Source organism: Thermostichus sp. MS-CIW-41 (assembly GCF_054058915.1).
Genome location: NZ_JBSSBO010000033.1, coordinates 1 through 17066 on the forward strand (window position 1 = coordinate 1; position 17066 = coordinate 17066).

Genomic DNA, 17066 nt, shown 5'->3' on the forward strand with positions numbered 1-17066 from the left:
TCTCGTTTTGACAAATTGGCCAGGAACTTCTTGAGTTTTCTCTATCTCGTCAGTGCTCTCTTTTGGCTCAAATGAAAGATCAACACAACCTAGGGGGTGAAATAAACGACCATGAGTTGCAGAACGGTCAACAGGAGAGTTGCTCCCACCATCAAACTCCCCCAAATCCATACAACCTGTCGCAGCAGTCCCAAGCTTTCCCGCACCACTTGCGGGGTCAAGGGGCGAGCTGGGATCCCCAATTTGGGTTTCACCTTCGGGATCCCCTGATAGAAATTGGTTCCCCCCAATTGGATCTGCAGCCGCCAGGCAAAAGCCGCTTCGCTCCACCCCGAATTGGGGCTGGGATCCGCCTGCGCGTCCTGACGACACCGCTGCCAGAACCCCCAAGGATCCCGGCTGAGCAGGGCCAGGGTGAGCACCGTCAGGCGGCAGGGCAGCCAAGTCAGCCCATCCTCACAGCGGGCCGGCACCGTGCCCAAATGGGTGAAGGGGGGATGGCGGTAGCCTACCATCGAATCCAGCGTGCTGCTGGCCTTGTAGGCCAAGGCCAAGGGTGCCCCTCCCAAGAAGGCGTAGAACAGAGGGGCAGTCGCTCCGTCGGGGGTATTTTCGGCCACCGTCTCAATCACCGCCCGCAAAATCTCCGGCTCCGTCAGGTGCTCTGTATCCCGCCCCACGTAGCGGCTGAGACGTTGACGGGCCTCCGGCAGATCCTCTTTTTCCAAGGGATCCAACACCTCCAAGGCGGCAAAGCGCAGGCTGCGCCCTCCCAGACAGCTGGCCATCAGGATCACCTGCACGAGGATCCCTGCCCAGGGGTGGATGGTATTGCCGATGGCGACCAGTCCCCAGCCCACGCCGTAGGATCCCCCCACCAAAGTTAGGGTGAGAACTGCCCCGCCCCACTGTTGTGCTCGCGGAGTTGAGCAGTGCTTGAGGATATAGCCTTGCCCCCAGGCAATAACAGCCCCCATCACCCGCACCGGATGAGGCCAACCCCAGGGATCCGCCAGCAGATAATCCAAAGCCAAAGCTGCCGCCAGCACCACCCCGGCAGTTGGTTGGGCCGGGAAAAACAGCGATGACTCCATCCCGCCAGCAGGCTCAAACCACAAATCCACTCTCCTGATCCTGAGCCGCTTGCCAGCTCCGGGCATCAAAATACAGATCTTCCAGAGTGGTTTCCTCCAGCACCTGCTGCACTTGCCGAGCGATCCGCTGCCACAGGGCTTCCGTCACCCAGTCCAGCCGCTCCGCCGGATGCACGGCTGAAGGATTAGAACTGTCCATGAGAGGATCCAAGGATTCTCCCACTGCCGCCAAAATGGCGCTAATCGGGATCCGCCGCGGCGCCCGTGCCAACCGGTAGCCTCCCTGGGCCCCCCGTTGGGAACAAACCAAGCCGGCCTGGCGCAACTCAATCAGCAACTTTTCCAGGTAGGGAGCTGGGATCCCCTGTCGCTGAGCAATGGCCCGCACCGAAGCCATTTGCCCGGAGCCGAGCATCGCCAGATCCAACAAAGCTTTGATGCTATAGGTGGCCCGCGTTGTCAAGCGCACCGGGATCCCTCTCCGCAGCACTTCTCGATCCTGCCATAGGACTCCGTCCCGCTACCGCGAAAGGACTCCGTCCCGCTACCGCGAAAGGCAGATGCTTGGGTATCGGGGCACCGGCCAAGAGAGGTTAATCTGGGGATCCGAGGCGATCTCTAATTGCTCTAATTGGCTATTGTCTGGTTATCGGCAGCTCAGCCTTGGAGCTCGGGATGGAACACCCCACCGCCAGCCTTTACTTGGTGGCCACCCCCATCGGCAACCGCGAAGACATCACCCTGCGGGCGCTGCGGGTTTTGCGGGAAGTGGACTGGGTGGCGGCAGAAGATACTCGCCACTCCGGCCAGCTTCTTAAACATTTTCAAATCTCCGCCCGCCTCATCAGCTATCACGAGCACAACGCTGCCCAACGGATCCCGCAACTCCTGAAGTATCTGTCGGCGGGCCAGTCGGTGGCCCTGATCAGCGATGCCGGCACTCCTGCCATCTCCGATCCGGGAGAAGAGTTGGTGCGCGCCTGCATTCAGGCCGGGATCCCGGTGATCCCTGTGCCGGGGCCGGTAGCTGCTGTTGCCGCCTTGACCGCTTCGGGCCTGCCTACAGGACGATTCGTGTTCGAGGGATTTTTGCCGCTTAAACCCAGTCAGCGACAGGCCCGCCTGCAACAGTTGGCCCAAGAAGAGCGCACCGTCGTTCTCTATGAAGCCCCCCATCGCCTGCGCCAAACTCTGCGGGATCTGCTGGATCACTGCGGCCCGGAGCGGCAGATCGTGCTGGCGCGGGAGCTGACCAAGCTGTATGAGTCCTTCTGGCGGGGATCCCTGGCAGCAGCCTTGGAGCACTGCGCTGCTCAGCCGCCCCGAGGGGAGTTCACCCTCTTGCTTGAGGGATATGTGGGTGCCGTTCCCAGCCCTAACCCTGCCAGAGGCGGGACGGAGTCCTTGAATGGGCGGGGAGACAGTGAATCGGAAGCGGAAATTCGTCAAGAAATGGCCCGATTGCTGGCCGAAGGCCTGTCCCGGTCTGCAGCCAGCCGCCGGTTGGCCCAGCGTCTGCAGGGATCCCCCATCTGGACGCGGCGCCGCCTTTACGATCTATCCTTGCAGCTTGAGCCGCTCCCCAGTTCTGTGATTGCTGCGCAACGCTCTGGCGGAAAGGAGTCCTTTCCTGCGTGCGTCAGTTTCCAAGACGACGGCGAGACTGAGTCCTGAGGCGTTCGCGTTAGCGGGACGGAGTCCTATGGCACGGATTTTGTTGGTGGACGATGAAGTGGAGTTGGCCGATTCTCTGGCCCAGCAATTGAGGCGAGAGGGCTACACGGTGGACGTCGCCTACACAGGAGGGCGGGCCTGGGAGCTGCTGCAAAAGTCCCCCGCTCTGCCCTACGATCTGCTGGTCTTGGATTGGATGTTGCCGGAGCTCTCTGGGCTTTCCCTCTGCCAGCGGGTACGGCAGGTGGATTGCACCACCCCTATCCTGTTTCTGACGGCCAAAGATACCCTAGACGACCGGGTGGAAGGGCTGGATGCCGGGGCAGATGATTACTTGGTAAAGCCGTTTGAGCTGCGGGAACTGCTGGCGCGGGTGCGAGCCCTCTTGCGGCGGGCCACCGGCCCTGGAGAAGGGATCCCTCGCCTGCAGGTCGGGGATTTGGAGCTGGATCGGGAGAACCAGGTGGCCTACCGGCAGGGGCGGATGATCCACCTCTCCCAAAAAGAGTTTCGCCTGCTGGAGTACTTCATGACCCATCCCGGCCAGTTGCTTACCCACGACCAGATCTACGAGCAGGTGTGGGCCGGAGAGGATCCCCCCAGCAGCAACGTCTTGGCAGCCCAGGTGCGCCTGCTGCGGCGACGCCTCAGGTTGCCCGGGGCAGCAGAATTGATCCACGCCGTCTACGGCAAGGGCTATCGCTTCGGGCCTGTTGCCGAGAATCCCTAGGAAGAGGCCCAGGAGAGGCCCATCCTACAGTCCCGCAAGCTGTAGCTATCCCGAACAGCAGCAAACCCCAAGCAAGCGACCCAACGGGGCCCTTCCCAACAGCTTGCTGGGATTCACAGCTCCCCTCTCCCAAGAGGAGAGGGGCAGGAGCGCTTGGGGCTCACTTGGACTTGAGCTTCTCCGCTTTCTCGATGGCCTCTTCGATGGTGCCCACCAAGTAGAAGGCTTGCTCCGGCAGATTGTCCAATTCCCCCGACAAAATGCGCTGGAAGCCCTTGATGGTGTCTGCCAATTTCACATACTTGCCGGGGGAGCCAGTGAATACCTCCGCCACGAAGAACGGCTGGGACAGGAAACGCTCGATGCGGCGGGCGCGGGCCACCACCAGCTTGTCCTCTTCCGACAGCTCGTCCAGCCCCAGGATGGCGATGATATCTTGCAGCTCTTTGTAGCGCTGCAGCGTTTGCTTCACCGCCCGGGCAGTGTTGTAGTGCTCTTCGCCCACAATGTCCGCCTGCAGGATGGTGGAAGAGGAATCCAGGGGATCCACCGCTGGATAAATACCCTTGGCTGCCAAGCTGCGGGACAATACCACCGTCGAGTCAAGGTGGGCAAAGGTGGTTGCTGGGGCCGGATCCGTCAAGTCGTCAGCAGGCACATACACCGCCTGCACCGAGGTGATGGATCCCTGCTTGGTAGAGGTGATGCGCTCTTGCAGGTTGCCCATTTCGGTAGCCAAGGTGGGCTGGTAACCCACCGCCGAGGGCATGCGGCCCAACAGCGCCGACACTTCCGACCCGGCCTGCACAAAGCGGAAGATATTGTCGATGAACAGCAGCACGTCCTGCTTGTTAACGTCGCGGAAGTACTCTGCCATCGTCAGGGCGGTCAGGCCAACCCGCATACGGGCACCCGGCGGCTCGTTCATCTGGCCATAGACCAGCGCCACTTTGTCCAGCACACCGGATTCTTTCATCTCGTTGTAGAGGTCATTGCCCTCGCGGGTGCGCTCTCCCACGCCGGCAAACACCGACAGGCCAGAGTGCTCCTCGGCAATGTTGTGGATCAGCTCCTGGATGAGCACCGTCTTGCCCACGCCGGCGCCGCCAAACAGGCCCACCTTGCCGCCCTTTCTGAAGGGGGCCAGCAGGTCAATCACCTTGATGCCGGTTTCAAAGGGCTCTGGCTTGATCGTCAAATCGACAAGTGGAGGCGCACTGCGGTGGATGGGGGCAAATTCTTGGGCTTGAACGGGCTCTCCTTGGTCAACCGGCTCTCCCAGCACATTGAAAATGCGCCCCAGGGTGGGCTGCCCGACCGGCACAGTAATCGGAGCGCCCGTATCCACCACCGGCATGCCCCGCACCAGGCCGTCGGTCGAGGACATGGCCACCGCACGCACGCGGTTATCCCCCAAAAGCTGCTGCACCTCAAAGGTGACGTTAACCTTCAGGCCGCTTTCGGTTGTGCCCTCCACCTTGAGGGCATTGTAGATTTCGGGCAGCTTGCCGCTGGGAAACTCGGCGTCGATCACAGGCCCAATGACCTGAGTGATGTAGCCAACATTGGTGGCAGTAGCGGTGGCAGTAACCATGATTGAGGCTCAGCTCCTTGTGTGCTCAGTTATCGACTCAGCAATGCCGGGTGTAAACCATTATCATCATACAAATAAAGGGATCCCAGTTGCTGCCGCACTTTTGCCTGTCCAGCCTATGGGGGATCCCCGGCAGAGTGGGCTTTTCTTCGCTACCCTAGAGCTAGGTAAGACAGGGGGTTGCCAGCGATGAGCCACTACGGAGGCCGTATTGCACAGCTCAGCTCCGTTAGGTTGGGAGGACGGCGTCGCTGCCCACGTCGCGGCCGGGCCCTACAACTGGGGATCCTTGGCTTCTTGCTGGGGTTAGGGGTGATGGGGGGAGCTTGGTGGTACAGCATCGGGCCCCGGCAAACCCTTTCCCTGTATTGGCTGACCAGTGCTGACAACTCTATTGACTACGTGCAGCAGGAGCGCAGGGTTCGCGCCTTTGACACTCAAGAAGCCATCCGCCTGGCCTTGGAGGAGCTGATTGCCGGCCCCCGGGATCCCCACCTCACCACGGCCATTCCCCCCCAGACGCGGGTGTTGGATGTGCGGGTGGAGGGCGACGATATTTTCCTCAACTTCTCCCCCGAATTCACGCAAGGGGGGGGATCCACGGCGATGATGAGCCGGATTGCGCAGGTGCTCTACACGGCCACCAGCCAAAACCCCGGCGCGCGGGTGTGGATCTCGGTGGAAGGCCGTGCCCTAGAAGTGCTGGGGGGAGAGGGGCTGATCCTGGATCAACCCCTGACACGGGCCTCGTTTGTGCCCAGCTTTCAGCTGCCAGCGGAGCCGGCAACCCCGAAGGACTCCGCCCCCCTAACGGGGTCGCCAAAGCGTCGCCTAGCGATAACGGCTTCTTGAGACGGAAACCATGAGCTGGTTGCAGCGGGTGGGCAGCAGTTTTCTCCTGACCGGTCAGGTGATTTTGCATCTGATGCGGGGCCGTATCCATCGTCGCAACACCCTGGATCAGCTTGCGGCGGTGGGGCTGGAGTCGCTGCTGATTGTTCTGATTACGGCGGTGGTGATCAGCGGCGTTTTCACCATCCAGTTGGCGCGGGAATTCATCAACTTCGGAGCCTCTTCCTTGATTGGGGGGGTTTTGGCGATTGCCCTTGCCCGCGAGCTGACACCGGTGGTGACGGCGGTGATCTTGGCCGGACGGGTGGGATCCGCCTTTGCCGCCGAGCTGGGCACCATGAAGGTCACGGAGCAGATCGACGCTCTGCTGTTGTTGCGCACCGATCCGGTGGATTATCTGGTGATCCCGCGGGTGCTGGCTGCGGGGCTGATGCTGCCGGTGCTCACCATCCTCTCCCTGCTGACGGGGCTGGTGGGGGGGATGATCATCTGCGCTTCGGCCTACAACATCTCTCCTGCAGTGTTTCTCAACTCGGCGCAAACCCTTCTGAGCTCCTGGGATTTGCTCGTCTGTTGTTTGAAGGCGATGGTGTTTGGGTCTTTGATCGCCATTGTCGGCTCCAACTGGGGCCTTTCCACCAGCGGGGGAGCCAAGGGGGTGGGTCGCTCCACCACCGATGCAGTGGTTACGGCGCTGCTGGGCGTGTTTGTTACCAACTTCCTTATTTCTTGGCTGTTGTTTCAGGGGCCGGGGAGCGCCCTCAGCCGCGCGTTGTAGCCACTTCTGCTGTCCCGTTAGCGTTGCGGAGCAATAGGGAGAGAGCTAGGATGGGATCCCCTTTCCCTTCAGCGGTGCAGAGCACTTTGCGAGTAGAATTTCAGATTTTCCGACAGTTGCCGCCGGAGCCGCCCCGCTGGCAGTCCTTCTGGCTGGAGACATCCCCTGGCGCCACCATTCTCGATTGCCTCAACCAGATCAAGTGGGAGCAGGATGGCAGCTTGGCCTTCCGCAAAAACTGCCGCAACACCATCTGTGGCAGTTGCGCCATGCGCATCAACGGTAGGGCAGCCTTGGCTTGTGGCCGACATGTGGGCGAAGAGCTGGATCCCCGCAGCTCCCAGCCACAGACCATTCGCATCGGCCCTCTGGGCAACCTGCCCGTTCTGCGGGATCTGGTGGTGGATATGCAGCCCTTCTGGAACGATCTCAGCCGGGTGGATCCCTTTGTCAGCACGGCAGGGCGACGCATCCCGGAGCGAGAGTTTTTACAGCTGCCTGCCGAACGGGAGCATCTCAACGCTGCCGGTGGCTGTATTCTCTGCGGAGCCTGCTATTCCGATTGCAATGCCAAAGAGGTGAACCCAGAGTTTGTCGGCCCCCATGCTCTGGCCAGAGCCAACCGCCTCGTCCAAGACAGCCGCGACAGCCAACGGGAACAACGCCTGCAGGCTCTGGATAGCTTGGCTGGTGTCTGGGGCTGTACCCGCTGCTGGAACTGCAACAGCGTCTGCCCGATGGGCGTGGCACCTCTGGATCAAATCACCGAACTCAAACAGGGGATCCTCTCCCGCCATGCAGACAAGACCGCTGCTCTGCCCACCGACCGTTCCCGCCAGCACGCTGTTCGCGCTATTCGGACGGAGTCCTTGCCCATAGCCATCCGCCACCGCAAGACTCTGGTGCAACTGGTGCGCTCCGGTGGTTGGATAGATGAGCGCCGCTTTGCCCTGCAGGTGGTGGGCCGGGATCCCAAAGGGCTGCTCAGCTTGGTGCCTTTGGGTCTGCGCCTGTTGGCCAGGGGCAAATTTCCCTTTCGCTTCCAGCCCTCTGCAGGGGCGGCGACGGTACGGCGGCTTATCGACACAGTTAGGCAGGAAGGGATCCCCTCTAGGCTCCAGTTTTGAGGTTGTCTTGGCCGGAAATCAATCTGGCACTCAAAATCCGATCCCCCACTTTGATGTGGCGCAGCACCTCCGTTCCCTCTGTAACGTAGCCGAACACGGCATAGCGGCCATCCATGAGGTTTAACCCCGCCGGGGTGAGATCCGGCTCAGCCATAAAGATGAAGAACTGAGAAGAGGCGCTGTTGGGATCGTCGGGATAGCGGGCCATGGCCACCGTCCCTTCGGCGGAAAAGGGCAGAGCCGGTTCCACATCCCACAGGCCCATCTGATCAAAAGTCTGGCCGTAGCGGGGCATCACCTCGCCTTTGGCGCGAATCTCCATGGGGATGGTGCGAACCTTGCCCGTGGCCGGATCCACATAGCCATCGGCAGGGCCAGGGGGATCCCCGGCCTGCGCCAGGAAGAAGGTCTCCACCCGGTCAAAGGTCAGGCCATCGTAGAAGCCCCGCTGCACCAGGTCGGCAAAGTTGCCGGCAGTGATGGGGGCGCTGTAGCCATCTAAGGTGATCACCATGCGCCCAGCGGTGGTGTTTAGCTCCACCTCTGCCCGCCCCAAGATCTGAGGTTTGTCGGCATACTCAGCAGGCACTGTGTAGGGGAAAGCCCCCACCCAGTTGTTTTCGAGGGATCCCAACTCGTCCACTAGACGGTCGTAGGCAGCGCGGGCCTCTTCTTTACCCTTGGATTTGCGCTCGCTGGCTTGGCCGATCACCCGCAACTGCTCCCGCAGCGCAGCCATCTGTTCAGAGGCTGGGGTCACCCGATCCGGAGGCAAGCTGGCCAGCAGGGAATCTCCATAGCGATCCAAGAGGTGCTCCACCTGGCGCACATCTCCCCGCACCGCTGACCAGCGGTTGTACTTCAGGTCGGTGTCGATTTTGGAGATGGCCTCATCAATTTCCAGCAGCTTCGTTTCTGAGATGGGTAGCGCCCGCCGCAAGAGGGTACGTGGATCGGTAATGGCATCCCCTTGGGGCAGAGCCAAGGCCGGGATCCCCCAGAGCGCCACCCCGCAGAGCAGAGCAGCTACGTAGAGGCCAATCCGGCAAAGGGATCCCCATTGCCAAAATCCTTGGGCACGCTGCGTCATGGTTCCTACCGACTGCAAAACCACTCCTGTCTCAGCCTGACATCCCACCGTCACAGGCGGCAAGCGCTGTCAGACCTCGATTGAGATTTCAACGACTGGCGTGCTCCACCTGTGGGAAAGCCGTCATCGCTACGCAACGCTTTTGCAACCGCGATAGCAAAGACGGAGTTCTCAGAGGGCATGACTACACGGCTCTCCTACCTAGGAACGGTGACCTCGAAACGGATGACCCCGGCTGAGCCAGAACTGCCTCCCCCCACATTCACCACCACCACACCGTTGGGGTTGCTGATGCCCCCACAAGCAGGAGGCACAGCCCCACCCGGCGGAATGAAGGATCCCCCTCCCCCTGTGCTCACCGACAGGCTGCCCGGCACATACTGCAAGCCAGGCGCCAGGGGATCGCACACCACAAAGGTGGAAGCGGGCGAGTCCAGCAGGAAGTAGATGGCATACTGCACCCGCGCTCCTGGGCGCACCGGCAGGTTGATGGCCCCCTGCAGGAAGGTGCTGGCTCCGCCTGGCCAAGGGATCCCTGGGTTGTCGTTGGGGTCGGTGGGCTCGTCGAAGAATTCGGGGATAGGAGTTCCGTTGAGAGCGGTAATCCGCTTGACCAGTCGGATCCCTTCGCCTGGGGGAGGTGCTGGGCTGGGTGTGGGTGTCGGGGTGGGCGTCGGAGTGAGTGTGGGTGTCGGTGTCGGGGTGGGGGTGGGCGGAGCTTGCTCCTCATATGCTCCTACATCACACCGAACTCCAGCAGGTCGGGAAAAACCCCGCTGATCCTGGTTGACAGGGCTACTGTTCAGGTCGGTACACTGCCCGGCTGGCACAGCGTCGATGGCTACACTGCCTGCCAGAAGGGCATGGGTCTGGGTCGGCCCACCATTGTTGGCCAGTGGCCCAAGGTTCAAAGCTGCTGAGGTCACAGCCGTAAGTCCTGGGCAGCTTCCATCGGTGTCGAGATTCGCCCCGCTGGGGGTGAGAGTGCCAGCGTTGGAACAATTACCTCCGCTTGTACTGTTTGCTACGATTGAGTTTCTGAGGTTGGCTGTGGCGCCGTTGAAAATACCTCCACCTTCTGAAGCTGAGTTCGATGCAATTGTTACAAAGCTTAGACTGCTGGTGCCGAGATTGTAAATGCCACCGCCTTTTGTGCCAGCACTATTTCCTGATAGGGTGCTGTTGGTAATGTTTACTGTACTGCTGCTGGAAACATAGATCCCTCCCCCTTCCTGGTTGACATTGTTGAAGGGGATCTTGCTGGCGTTGTTGAAGGAGATCTCGCTGGCGTTGAGGGTTACCTTGCCGCCGTTGCCGTTGTAAATGCCACCCCCTTTTTCACTAACGTTATTGCCGGAGATCCCTGTTTTGCTGATGTTTGTCGTGCCTAAATTGTAGATGCCGCCCCCTTCCTTGCCAGCACCATTGTTGACAATGCCGGCGTTGGTAACCGTTACCGTGCCGCCGCTGCCGTTGTAGATGCCGCCCCCTTCCTTGCCAGCACCATTGTTGACAATGCCGGCGTTGGTAACCGTTATCGTGCCGCCGCTGCCGTTGTAGATGCCGCCCCCTTTGTCACCAACGCCATTGTTGGAAATGCCAGTGTTGGTAATTGTTACCTTGCCGCCGCTGCCGTTGTAGATGCCACCTCCCTCCTGGTCGGCACCGTTGTCGGAAATGCCCGCTGCGTCAATGGTTACTGTGCCCAAGTTGTAGATGCCGCCCCCTTTCTCACCAACACCATTCTTGGAAATGCCAGTGTTGGTAATTGTTACCTTGCCGCCGCTGCCGTTGTAGATGCCGCCCCCTTCCTTGCCGGCACCATTGTTGGTAATGCCGGCGTTGGTAACGTTTACCTTACCGCCGCTGCCGTTGTGGATGCCACCCCCTTGCTGGTTAGCACTGTTCCCCGAGATATCGGCTTTGTTGATAGTTACTGTGCCCAGGTTGTGGATGCCGCCCCCGAAAGAAAAAGCCCGATTACTGGAGATCTGAACCTCGGAGACTGCAAGCTGACTGCCGACCTCCACAAAAACACCGCCACCGGCAGTATCTGGAGAATTGGCTCCATCCGCACAGCCGCCTTTGATCGCTACACTTTGTAGATTGAGCTTACCTCCACTGCTGACATGGAAAATCCGAAACTCGCCTTTGGCTGCACTACCATTTAGATCGCACTTTACCGAAGTATCTCGCTGGATCGTCGCCCCGTTGCCTTGAATGGTGATGGTGCTGGTAATGTCCAGGTCGTCGTTGTTCGCTCCAGAGTCGGTTTGATGTCCCGACCCATCGTCGTCTTTCGACAAGGTATAGGTCCTCCCTTCCAACAGCACAATCGTGTCCGCACCTGAGCCCGCAGGACACCCATCCACTGCTGAATCGGTGTTTGCGGCTATCACGGCCTCCCGCAGAGAGCAGAGGTCATCAGCGGCTATAGCATCCGTTGAGGTGGTGACGTAGATCGTAGTCTGTGCCGGCGAAGGCAATTGCAAACCTGCTGCTGCTATACTCGCCAACAAAGGCAATACGAACCTAGAGCTGTATTTGCCCACACCTTGCCTCTCTGTCAATCAAGATGGCCTAGTAAGAGGATCCACACCTGCTCACCTGCGGCAACAAGCCATAGACAGGGAGAGGGCCTTGGCAATCAGCCACCCTCATATCATGGATCTCCTCTCCCTAAATCTACCGCCGGCTGCAGTGGATTTCCCATTCCACTCCCACTTCCCTTCCGCCAGCCGATAAGGCATGGCCTCACCTCGGGATGAGAGGCTGCTCCCAGTTGAGGAGCAACGGTGGAATGGCTTTTACCTGGGAACAGTGACCTCGAAGCGGACGACACCGGCTGAGCCAGAACTGCCTCCCCCCACATTCACCACCACCACACCGTTGGGGTTGCTGATGCCCCCACAAGCAGGCGGCACGGCCCCACCCGGCGGAATGAAGGCTCCCCCTCCCCCTGTGCTCACCGACAGGCTGCCCGGCACATACTGCAAGCCAGGCGCCAGGGGATCACACACCACAAAGGTGGAAGCGGGCGAGTCCAGCAGGAAGTAGATGGCAAACTGCACCCGCGCTCCTGGGCGCACCGGCAGGTTGATGGCCCCCTGCAGGAAGGTGCTGGCTCCGCCTGGCCAAGGGATCCCTGGGTTGTCGTTGGGGTCGGTGGGCTCGTCGAAGAATTCGGGGATAGGAGTTCCGTTGAGAGCGGTAATCCGCTTGACCAGTCGGATCCCTTCGCCTGGGGGAGGTGCTGGGCTGGGTGTGGGCGTCGGAGTGAGTGTGGGCGTCGGTGTCGGGGTGGGTGTGGGTGTTGGAGTGGGCGTGGGCGTCGGGGTGGGTGTGGGTGTCGGAGGAAGCTAGCTTGCTCTACCCCCAAGAGAACCATCAGCAGGGCTGTGGAAACGGTGCCCAGGCTGCGACTAAAAAAGCAAAGCAATCTTTCCAGTTGACCAGGACGAAATGAAGACGGTTTTGAGGTCAGCATTCAACACTCCTCGGCTCTCTCAGCGCGTTCTCTGAGAACACAAAACCAGCTTGACCAAACTTGACTAAAACGAGGCAGCCATCAGTTATCTACCCTCACCGAAACCGTGTTGCTAAAGAGCAACGAGCCCGATGCTGAACGAACAACAGCTCTGTTGGTGATGATGGTGGGAAGAGCGGGAGTTTCAGGAGCAGGCACAAATGGAGTCGGCGTAGGTGCCGGCGGTAGGGGTACGGGAATGCGGAGGCGGCAGGGCTGATCCGATTGATTGCCTTCTGGGGCATAGCAAACGCGAATGAGATCTTCCACAAAGCGAAGCTGATTAAAACTAAGTTGATCCGCTTGTCGAATAATGTCCGTAATGATTTCCTCCAAGTCTCGGGCTGTTCTGGAAAGAGGTACGCTGACAAACAGAATATTCTCCAGATCCCTAACTTCGGGGGGAGCTAAGTTGGAGAAAGGTACTCTATCCCGCTCCCGCAGCAAGATGCGATAAAGGGCTTCACTCCAAGGGGAAACATCCACAGCAGCACTGAAAACAAATCCCCGCAGGGGTATAGACTGGCCGGACTGACGCCCTTGGCCCAATAGGTTGGACTGAACCGATACCAACTTCCCCGGCGGTTGAATAATCGATCCGGAAAAGGGAATGGTGAACCGCAAGTTGCCCTCTAAAGCAGCAGTTGACAGGGCAGGCAACAAAATGTCCCCTCTTGAGCTTAGGTTGAACAACTCAACCTTATTGCCTCTTGAAAAGAGCGGCCCTCCCGAACAAAGGGCGGCTGTTGAGCCTGAAGGGCAAAGCTGAGCAAAGGGATCCACCACCAACCCCAAAATGGCAGAGGCAAAGCCGGAGCCGGGATCCCTTGGCGGCGACCCCACGGTCGAGGGGCTGCTGGAGGTACCACCACCGCAACCTTTCAGGAAAACCGTTAGGGAACCTGTAAGCACTGCCGCCAGGACAAGCGCAGCCGGTTGCCAAAATCTTCTGGGTATACCGAGTCGTCGAAACATTTGCTTATCGCCTCGCTCTCGATTAGGGATGTTGTCAGCCTGCGGAATGACTCTAGCGGGATCCCACCGTGAGAACAGCGTCGCTGAAGGGCGCCACAAAACGGCTGCCTTCTCTCTCAACTCTCAGCTCGCCACTGAGAAGATAGGAACCAGCAGATAGCGGAACGTTGCTTTGCACCCTCACCTGCAGGCGGTGCTCCCCAATGGCAGCAGGGAACAAATTGGCAAAGGGAGCTTCCAGCCCTTCAGAAAACCGTGCCAGCACAAAAGTCCCCTCAGTAGCTGCAGCCAGACGCTGTAACTCCAGAAGATTCAAATCGACCCCCAACCCAACCACATACACGGTGAGTTTTTGTCCTCGCTCTCTGGCCAAAGTTGTCAGCTCCTGAGTAGCTTGGTTGATGGAGCGGGTGCTTTCGTTGTCAATCCCATCGGTGAATACCACCAAGCGGCGGTTGAAACGCTCGGTGGACCGAAAGTCGCTCAAGAAACGCCCGGCTTCCACCGTGGCATCGTAAAGGGCGGTGTTCCCTCCGGGAACAGCACGCAAAACCCCTCGTCTCAGCAGCTCTTTGTCGCCGGTGAAGTCCTGCAATAGCTGAGCTGTGCGCAGGGGCTGCCCCAAAGCTGTAAGGCCAAAACCTGCCCCCCGGTTGTCAAAGCGCAGAATGGCGCCCAGATCCAGGGGTGCAGGGCGAAATTGATCCAGGAGCCGAAAAACAGCCAGGAAGCGCCGAGATTGGGGATCCAAGACCAACAGGCTGCCTGAGCCATCCATCAGCACAGCCATGAGCAAAGGCCGCTGAGGCAGATCCGGCGGGGGGTTCTCGATCCGGGTGGGTGTCAGGGTCAAGGTTACCGGCTGCGGGATCCCTAGCAAGTCGGTTACCCGGTTTACCTGCAGGCTGACCTGACTGGCAGAGAGCTGGGTTATTGGTTGGGGCGGATCCCCGCCTTGCAGGAGGGCGATGTTGAACTCCATTTCCCCTTGTGTGCCAGAAAAGGAGCGGGTCAGAGCCCCATTGAACGTCAGGCGAGCTTGGGATCCCACAGCCGACGGCTCAATGCCTGTACCGCCGGAAGAGCCACAGCCGACAAGGCAGCTTCCCACGAGCACCAGGAGAAGCAGCCAACCAGCTTTTTGGCTTTTTACTTGACCGGGCTGTATTTTTACAGCCATTGCAGCTGCCAGTGCAAGCATAGTGGGGTGGCATGAAAGTAGGGAGTTACAATACCACCCAGTAATTCCGAAAGCTACTGTAGCACTTGGTGTAGGCGTAGAGATTTTTACTGCAGTTAGAGGATCTCGAGTTCATCTTTTTTCACAATGCGAGCACAGCGGGTCTCAGCTTTGAGCCTAGTAGGGCGGCTAAAGCCTGTCTGCTCCGAGAATTGCTTCGAGATAAAGACCCCTTTGTTTTGCCACTTGTGGCAAGCGTTCTCGCTGACCAATTGTCAAATAAGCCGGCGCTCTCCTCCGTGGCCTATAGTTCATAGCAGCTCATCAGTGCAGGTGTAAGCTCTAAAAGGATCCCCTGGGTGAGGAGGAGAACTGAACATGGCGGCAAAGCAACTCAAGTTCTATTGGAGCCCCCAACACCAGCTCTTTAGCTGCGATGGCGCCAAGTTGGAGGGGCACGGCTACATCCAAACCAACCCCTCCCATGACCTGGTTCACCTGCTCATTGCCGCCAACGGCAACATGCCCTGGCAGCCGGTGGAAAGCCGCGAGCAAGCTTGCTTTGCCGAGTACAACGCGGTAATGCTGGAGCACCTGTTGGTCAACTGCTTCAACGCAGCGGTGCTGGGATCCCTGCCTGCCCAGCAGATCATCCCAGAGGCGCGGAAGTTCTTGCGGTGGTTTGTTTCAGAACATTACGCCCCTTTTCCGGTGTCTGAAGAAGAGGCTTTTCGTCGCTTTGCTGCGCACCTGGATATTGAGCGCATTGTGCGTTTGTTCCCCTATTTTTACAGTCTGCGGGCTTGGGAATGCTTCAGCCTCGATTACCGCGCCGAGACCTACGACCTGGAGTTCACCTCCGAGGATGATCCCGTTCGAGAGGCCCCGGAATGGGCGGCGGATCCCAACATTTTGGAGACTCAGGAGCTGGTGCGGCAAAAGCTCTCTGAGGCAGTAGCCGAGGCAGGCTCGATCCGGCCCAAACCGGAGCCCGTTTTCCCGCCAACTTCGTCAGCTTCTCCTCTGTCCGATCCCCCAGCCAAGACCAGGCAGAAAAAAACCGGACTCGGCTTCAAGCCTACCCGTTGATGGATCCCCTCACCCCTTTCCCACAGGGAGAGGGGAAGACTAATCTGCGCCTTTCACTAGCCGACGAAAGGCCTTTTTGCCCACCTGCAAAATCCGCCCGGCCAGCTCCGAGGCATGGGCAAACTCCAGGTCGGGATCCTCCACCTTTTGCCCATCCAGCCGCACGGCGCCCCCTTGAATCTGCCGACGGGCCTCGGCGGCACTCTTGCACAGGCCACACTCACGCAGGATGTAGCTGAGTTTAACAGGGTAAGACAACCCATCGATGGCAAAGGTGGGGATGGATCCCGTTTCGGCAAGAATACCGTCTAGCACCAGGGCTTGGGCGGTGCGCTGGGCCTCTTCTGCCGCTGCAGGGGAGTGAAACTGGGCCACTAGGGTCTTGGCTAGGAGGATCTGCCGCTGGCGGGGATCCTGCGGCAGCTCGGCAAGGGGCACTGAGGTGAGCAACTCAAAGTAGCGCTCCACCAGGTGATCCGGCACCTTCTCCAGCTTGGAGTACATGGTGAGGGGATCCTCAGTCAGCCCCACGTAGTTGTTTTTGGACTTGGACATTTTCTGGTACCCGTCCAACCCCTCCAAAAGCGGCACCGTCACGCAGAACTGCGGCGCTTGGCCCTTCCAAATTTGCAGATCCCGACCGGTGAGCAGGTTAAAGCGCTGGTCGGTTCCCCCCAGTTCTACGTCGGCTGCCAGAGCCACCGAGTCGTAGCCCTGCAGGAGGGGATAGAGAAATTCGTGCAGATAAATTGGCGTTCCAGCGCGGTAGCGCTGGGCAAAGTCTTCTTTGGCCAGCATCTGCCCCACCGTCATCTGGGCCTGGAGTTCGATCAGCTCGCTGAGAGTCAGGTGGGCCAGCCACTCGCTGTTGCGGCGCACCTCCAGCCGGCCAGGGGTCTCAAAATCCAAGATCTTGCCGGCCTGCTCCAAGTAGGTGCGGGCGTTTTCCTCCACTTCTGCTGGGGTGAGGCGGGGACGGGCCTGCGATTGGCCAGTGGGATCCCCGACCAGCGCCGTGAAGTCCCCGATGAGCAAAATAGCCACATGGCCCGCATCCTGGAACTGGCGCAACTTGCGCAGCACCACTGAATGGCCCAGGTGTAGATCCGGTCGGGTGGGATCGATGCCCAGCTTCACCCGCAAGGGACGATTTGTTGTGGCCAGGCGCTCCGCCAGGGCAGCAGGCCCTCCCGGAAAGATCTCGGCCACCCCCCGCTCAACAATTTGGGCTATCAACGGATCCCGGTACGCTGGCGAAACTGAGGCTGACGATATACTCAAAGCCTGATCCTCCGGCTGAACCCATGAGCCATTTTAAGCCCACGCAAAAGATGCTCGATTCTCAACTCAAGATCTT

General features: G+C 59.6%; 15 protein-coding genes. 6 read left to right on the forward strand and 9 right to left on the reverse strand.

Features of this window, described 5'->3' with window-relative positions; translation table 11 throughout:
- Window positions 1-89: 89 nt before the first annotated feature.
- Window positions 90-1094, reverse strand: a complete 1005-nt coding sequence (gene cbiB / locus ACVWXE_RS10110; RefSeq protein ID WP_457490235.1) for an adenosylcobinamide-phosphate synthase CbiB — start codon at window positions 1092-1094, stop codon at window positions 90-92.
- A 13-nt stretch (window positions 1095-1107) separates the two neighbouring features.
- Complete coding sequence (locus ACVWXE_RS10115; protein ID WP_457441585.1) at window positions 1108-1563, reverse strand: Rrf2 family transcriptional regulator; 456 nt, start codon at window positions 1561-1563, stop codon at window positions 1108-1110.
- Between the two features lie 206 nt (window positions 1564-1769).
- On the opposite strand from ACVWXE_RS10115, the gene rsmI reads away from it, so the two are divergent.
- Window positions 1770-2768 carry a 16S rRNA (cytidine(1402)-2'-O)-methyltransferase gene (gene rsmI / locus ACVWXE_RS10120; protein ID WP_457490236.1) on the forward strand — a complete coding sequence of 333 codons (999 nt, stop codon included), beginning with the start codon at window positions 1770-1772 and terminating at the stop codon, window positions 2766-2768.
- Window positions 2769-2796: 28 nt separating this feature from the next.
- A complete protein-coding gene (rppA, locus tag ACVWXE_RS10125) occupies window positions 2797-3498 on the forward strand; it encodes a two-component system response regulator RppA (RefSeq protein WP_457395930.1) in 702 nt (233 codons plus the stop codon).
- Between the two features lie 160 nt (window positions 3499-3658).
- On the opposite strand, the gene atpD is transcribed toward rppA, so the two are convergent.
- Entirely contained in the window at window positions 3659-5092 is a 1434-nt protein-coding gene (atpD, locus tag ACVWXE_RS10130; protein WP_414383627.1) for a F0F1 ATP synthase subunit beta, read from the reverse strand.
- 189 nt (window positions 5093-5281) lie between these two features.
- Here atpD and ACVWXE_RS10135 point away from each other — a divergent pair, with 189 nt between their 5' ends.
- The 3 genes from ACVWXE_RS10135 (at window position 5282) to ACVWXE_RS10145 (ending at window position 7849) form a co-directional block, all read left to right on the forward strand.
- Complete coding sequence (locus ACVWXE_RS10135; protein ID WP_414407184.1) at window positions 5282-5944, forward strand: GerMN domain-containing protein; 663 nt, start codon at window positions 5282-5284, stop codon at window positions 5942-5944.
- Between the two features lie 10 nt (window positions 5945-5954).
- A complete protein-coding gene (locus ACVWXE_RS10140) occupies window positions 5955-6722 on the forward strand; it encodes an MlaE family lipid ABC transporter permease subunit (protein WP_457385267.1) in 768 nt (255 codons plus the stop codon).
- Window positions 6723-6808: 86 nt separating this feature from the next.
- On the forward strand, window positions 6809-7849 hold the full coding sequence (locus ACVWXE_RS10145; protein WP_457490250.1) for a succinate dehydrogenase/fumarate reductase iron-sulfur subunit: 1041 nt from the start codon (window positions 6809-6811) through the stop codon (window positions 7847-7849).
- On the opposite strand, the gene ACVWXE_RS10150 is transcribed toward ACVWXE_RS10145, so the two are convergent.
- From ACVWXE_RS10150 to ACVWXE_RS10170, 5 genes are all read right to left on the reverse strand, one after another.
- Complete coding sequence (locus tag ACVWXE_RS10150) at window positions 7833-8939, reverse strand: peptidylprolyl isomerase (protein WP_457490237.1); 1107 nt, start codon at window positions 8937-8939, stop codon at window positions 7833-7835. The two genes, ACVWXE_RS10145 and ACVWXE_RS10150, sit on opposite strands and share 17 nt — an antisense overlap.
- A 197-nt stretch (window positions 8940-9136) precedes the next feature.
- Window positions 9137-11431: a choice-of-anchor Q domain-containing protein gene (locus ACVWXE_RS10155; protein WP_457490238.1), complete on the reverse strand. Its 2295-nt coding sequence runs from the start codon at window positions 11429-11431 to the stop codon at window positions 9137-9139.
- A gap of 315 nt (window positions 11432-11746) precedes the next feature.
- Window positions 11747-12010 carry a hypothetical protein gene (locus ACVWXE_RS10160; RefSeq protein ID WP_457385272.1) on the reverse strand — a complete coding sequence of 88 codons (264 nt, stop codon included), beginning with the start codon at window positions 12008-12010 and terminating at the stop codon, window positions 11747-11749.
- Window positions 12011-12507: 497 nt separating this feature from the next.
- On the reverse strand, window positions 12508-13308 hold the full coding sequence (locus ACVWXE_RS10165) for a hypothetical protein (protein WP_457490239.1): 801 nt from the start codon (window positions 13306-13308) through the stop codon (window positions 12508-12510).
- 184 nt (window positions 13309-13492) lie between these two features.
- Complete coding sequence (locus ACVWXE_RS10170; RefSeq protein WP_457490240.1) at window positions 13493-14551, reverse strand: vWA domain-containing protein; 1059 nt, start codon at window positions 14549-14551, stop codon at window positions 13493-13495.
- A gap of 447 nt (window positions 14552-14998) precedes the next feature.
- Here ACVWXE_RS10170 and ACVWXE_RS10175 point away from each other — a divergent pair, with 447 nt between their 5' ends.
- A complete protein-coding gene (locus ACVWXE_RS10175; RefSeq protein ID WP_457490241.1) occupies window positions 14999-15709 on the forward strand; it encodes a hypothetical protein in 711 nt (236 codons plus the stop codon).
- A gap of 39 nt (window positions 15710-15748) precedes the next feature.
- On the opposite strand, the gene tyrS is transcribed toward ACVWXE_RS10175, so the two are convergent.
- A complete protein-coding gene (tyrS, locus tag ACVWXE_RS10180) occupies window positions 15749-16990 on the reverse strand; it encodes a tyrosine--tRNA ligase (RefSeq protein WP_457490242.1) in 1242 nt (413 codons plus the stop codon).
- Between the last annotated feature and the right edge of the window lie 76 nt (window positions 16991-17066).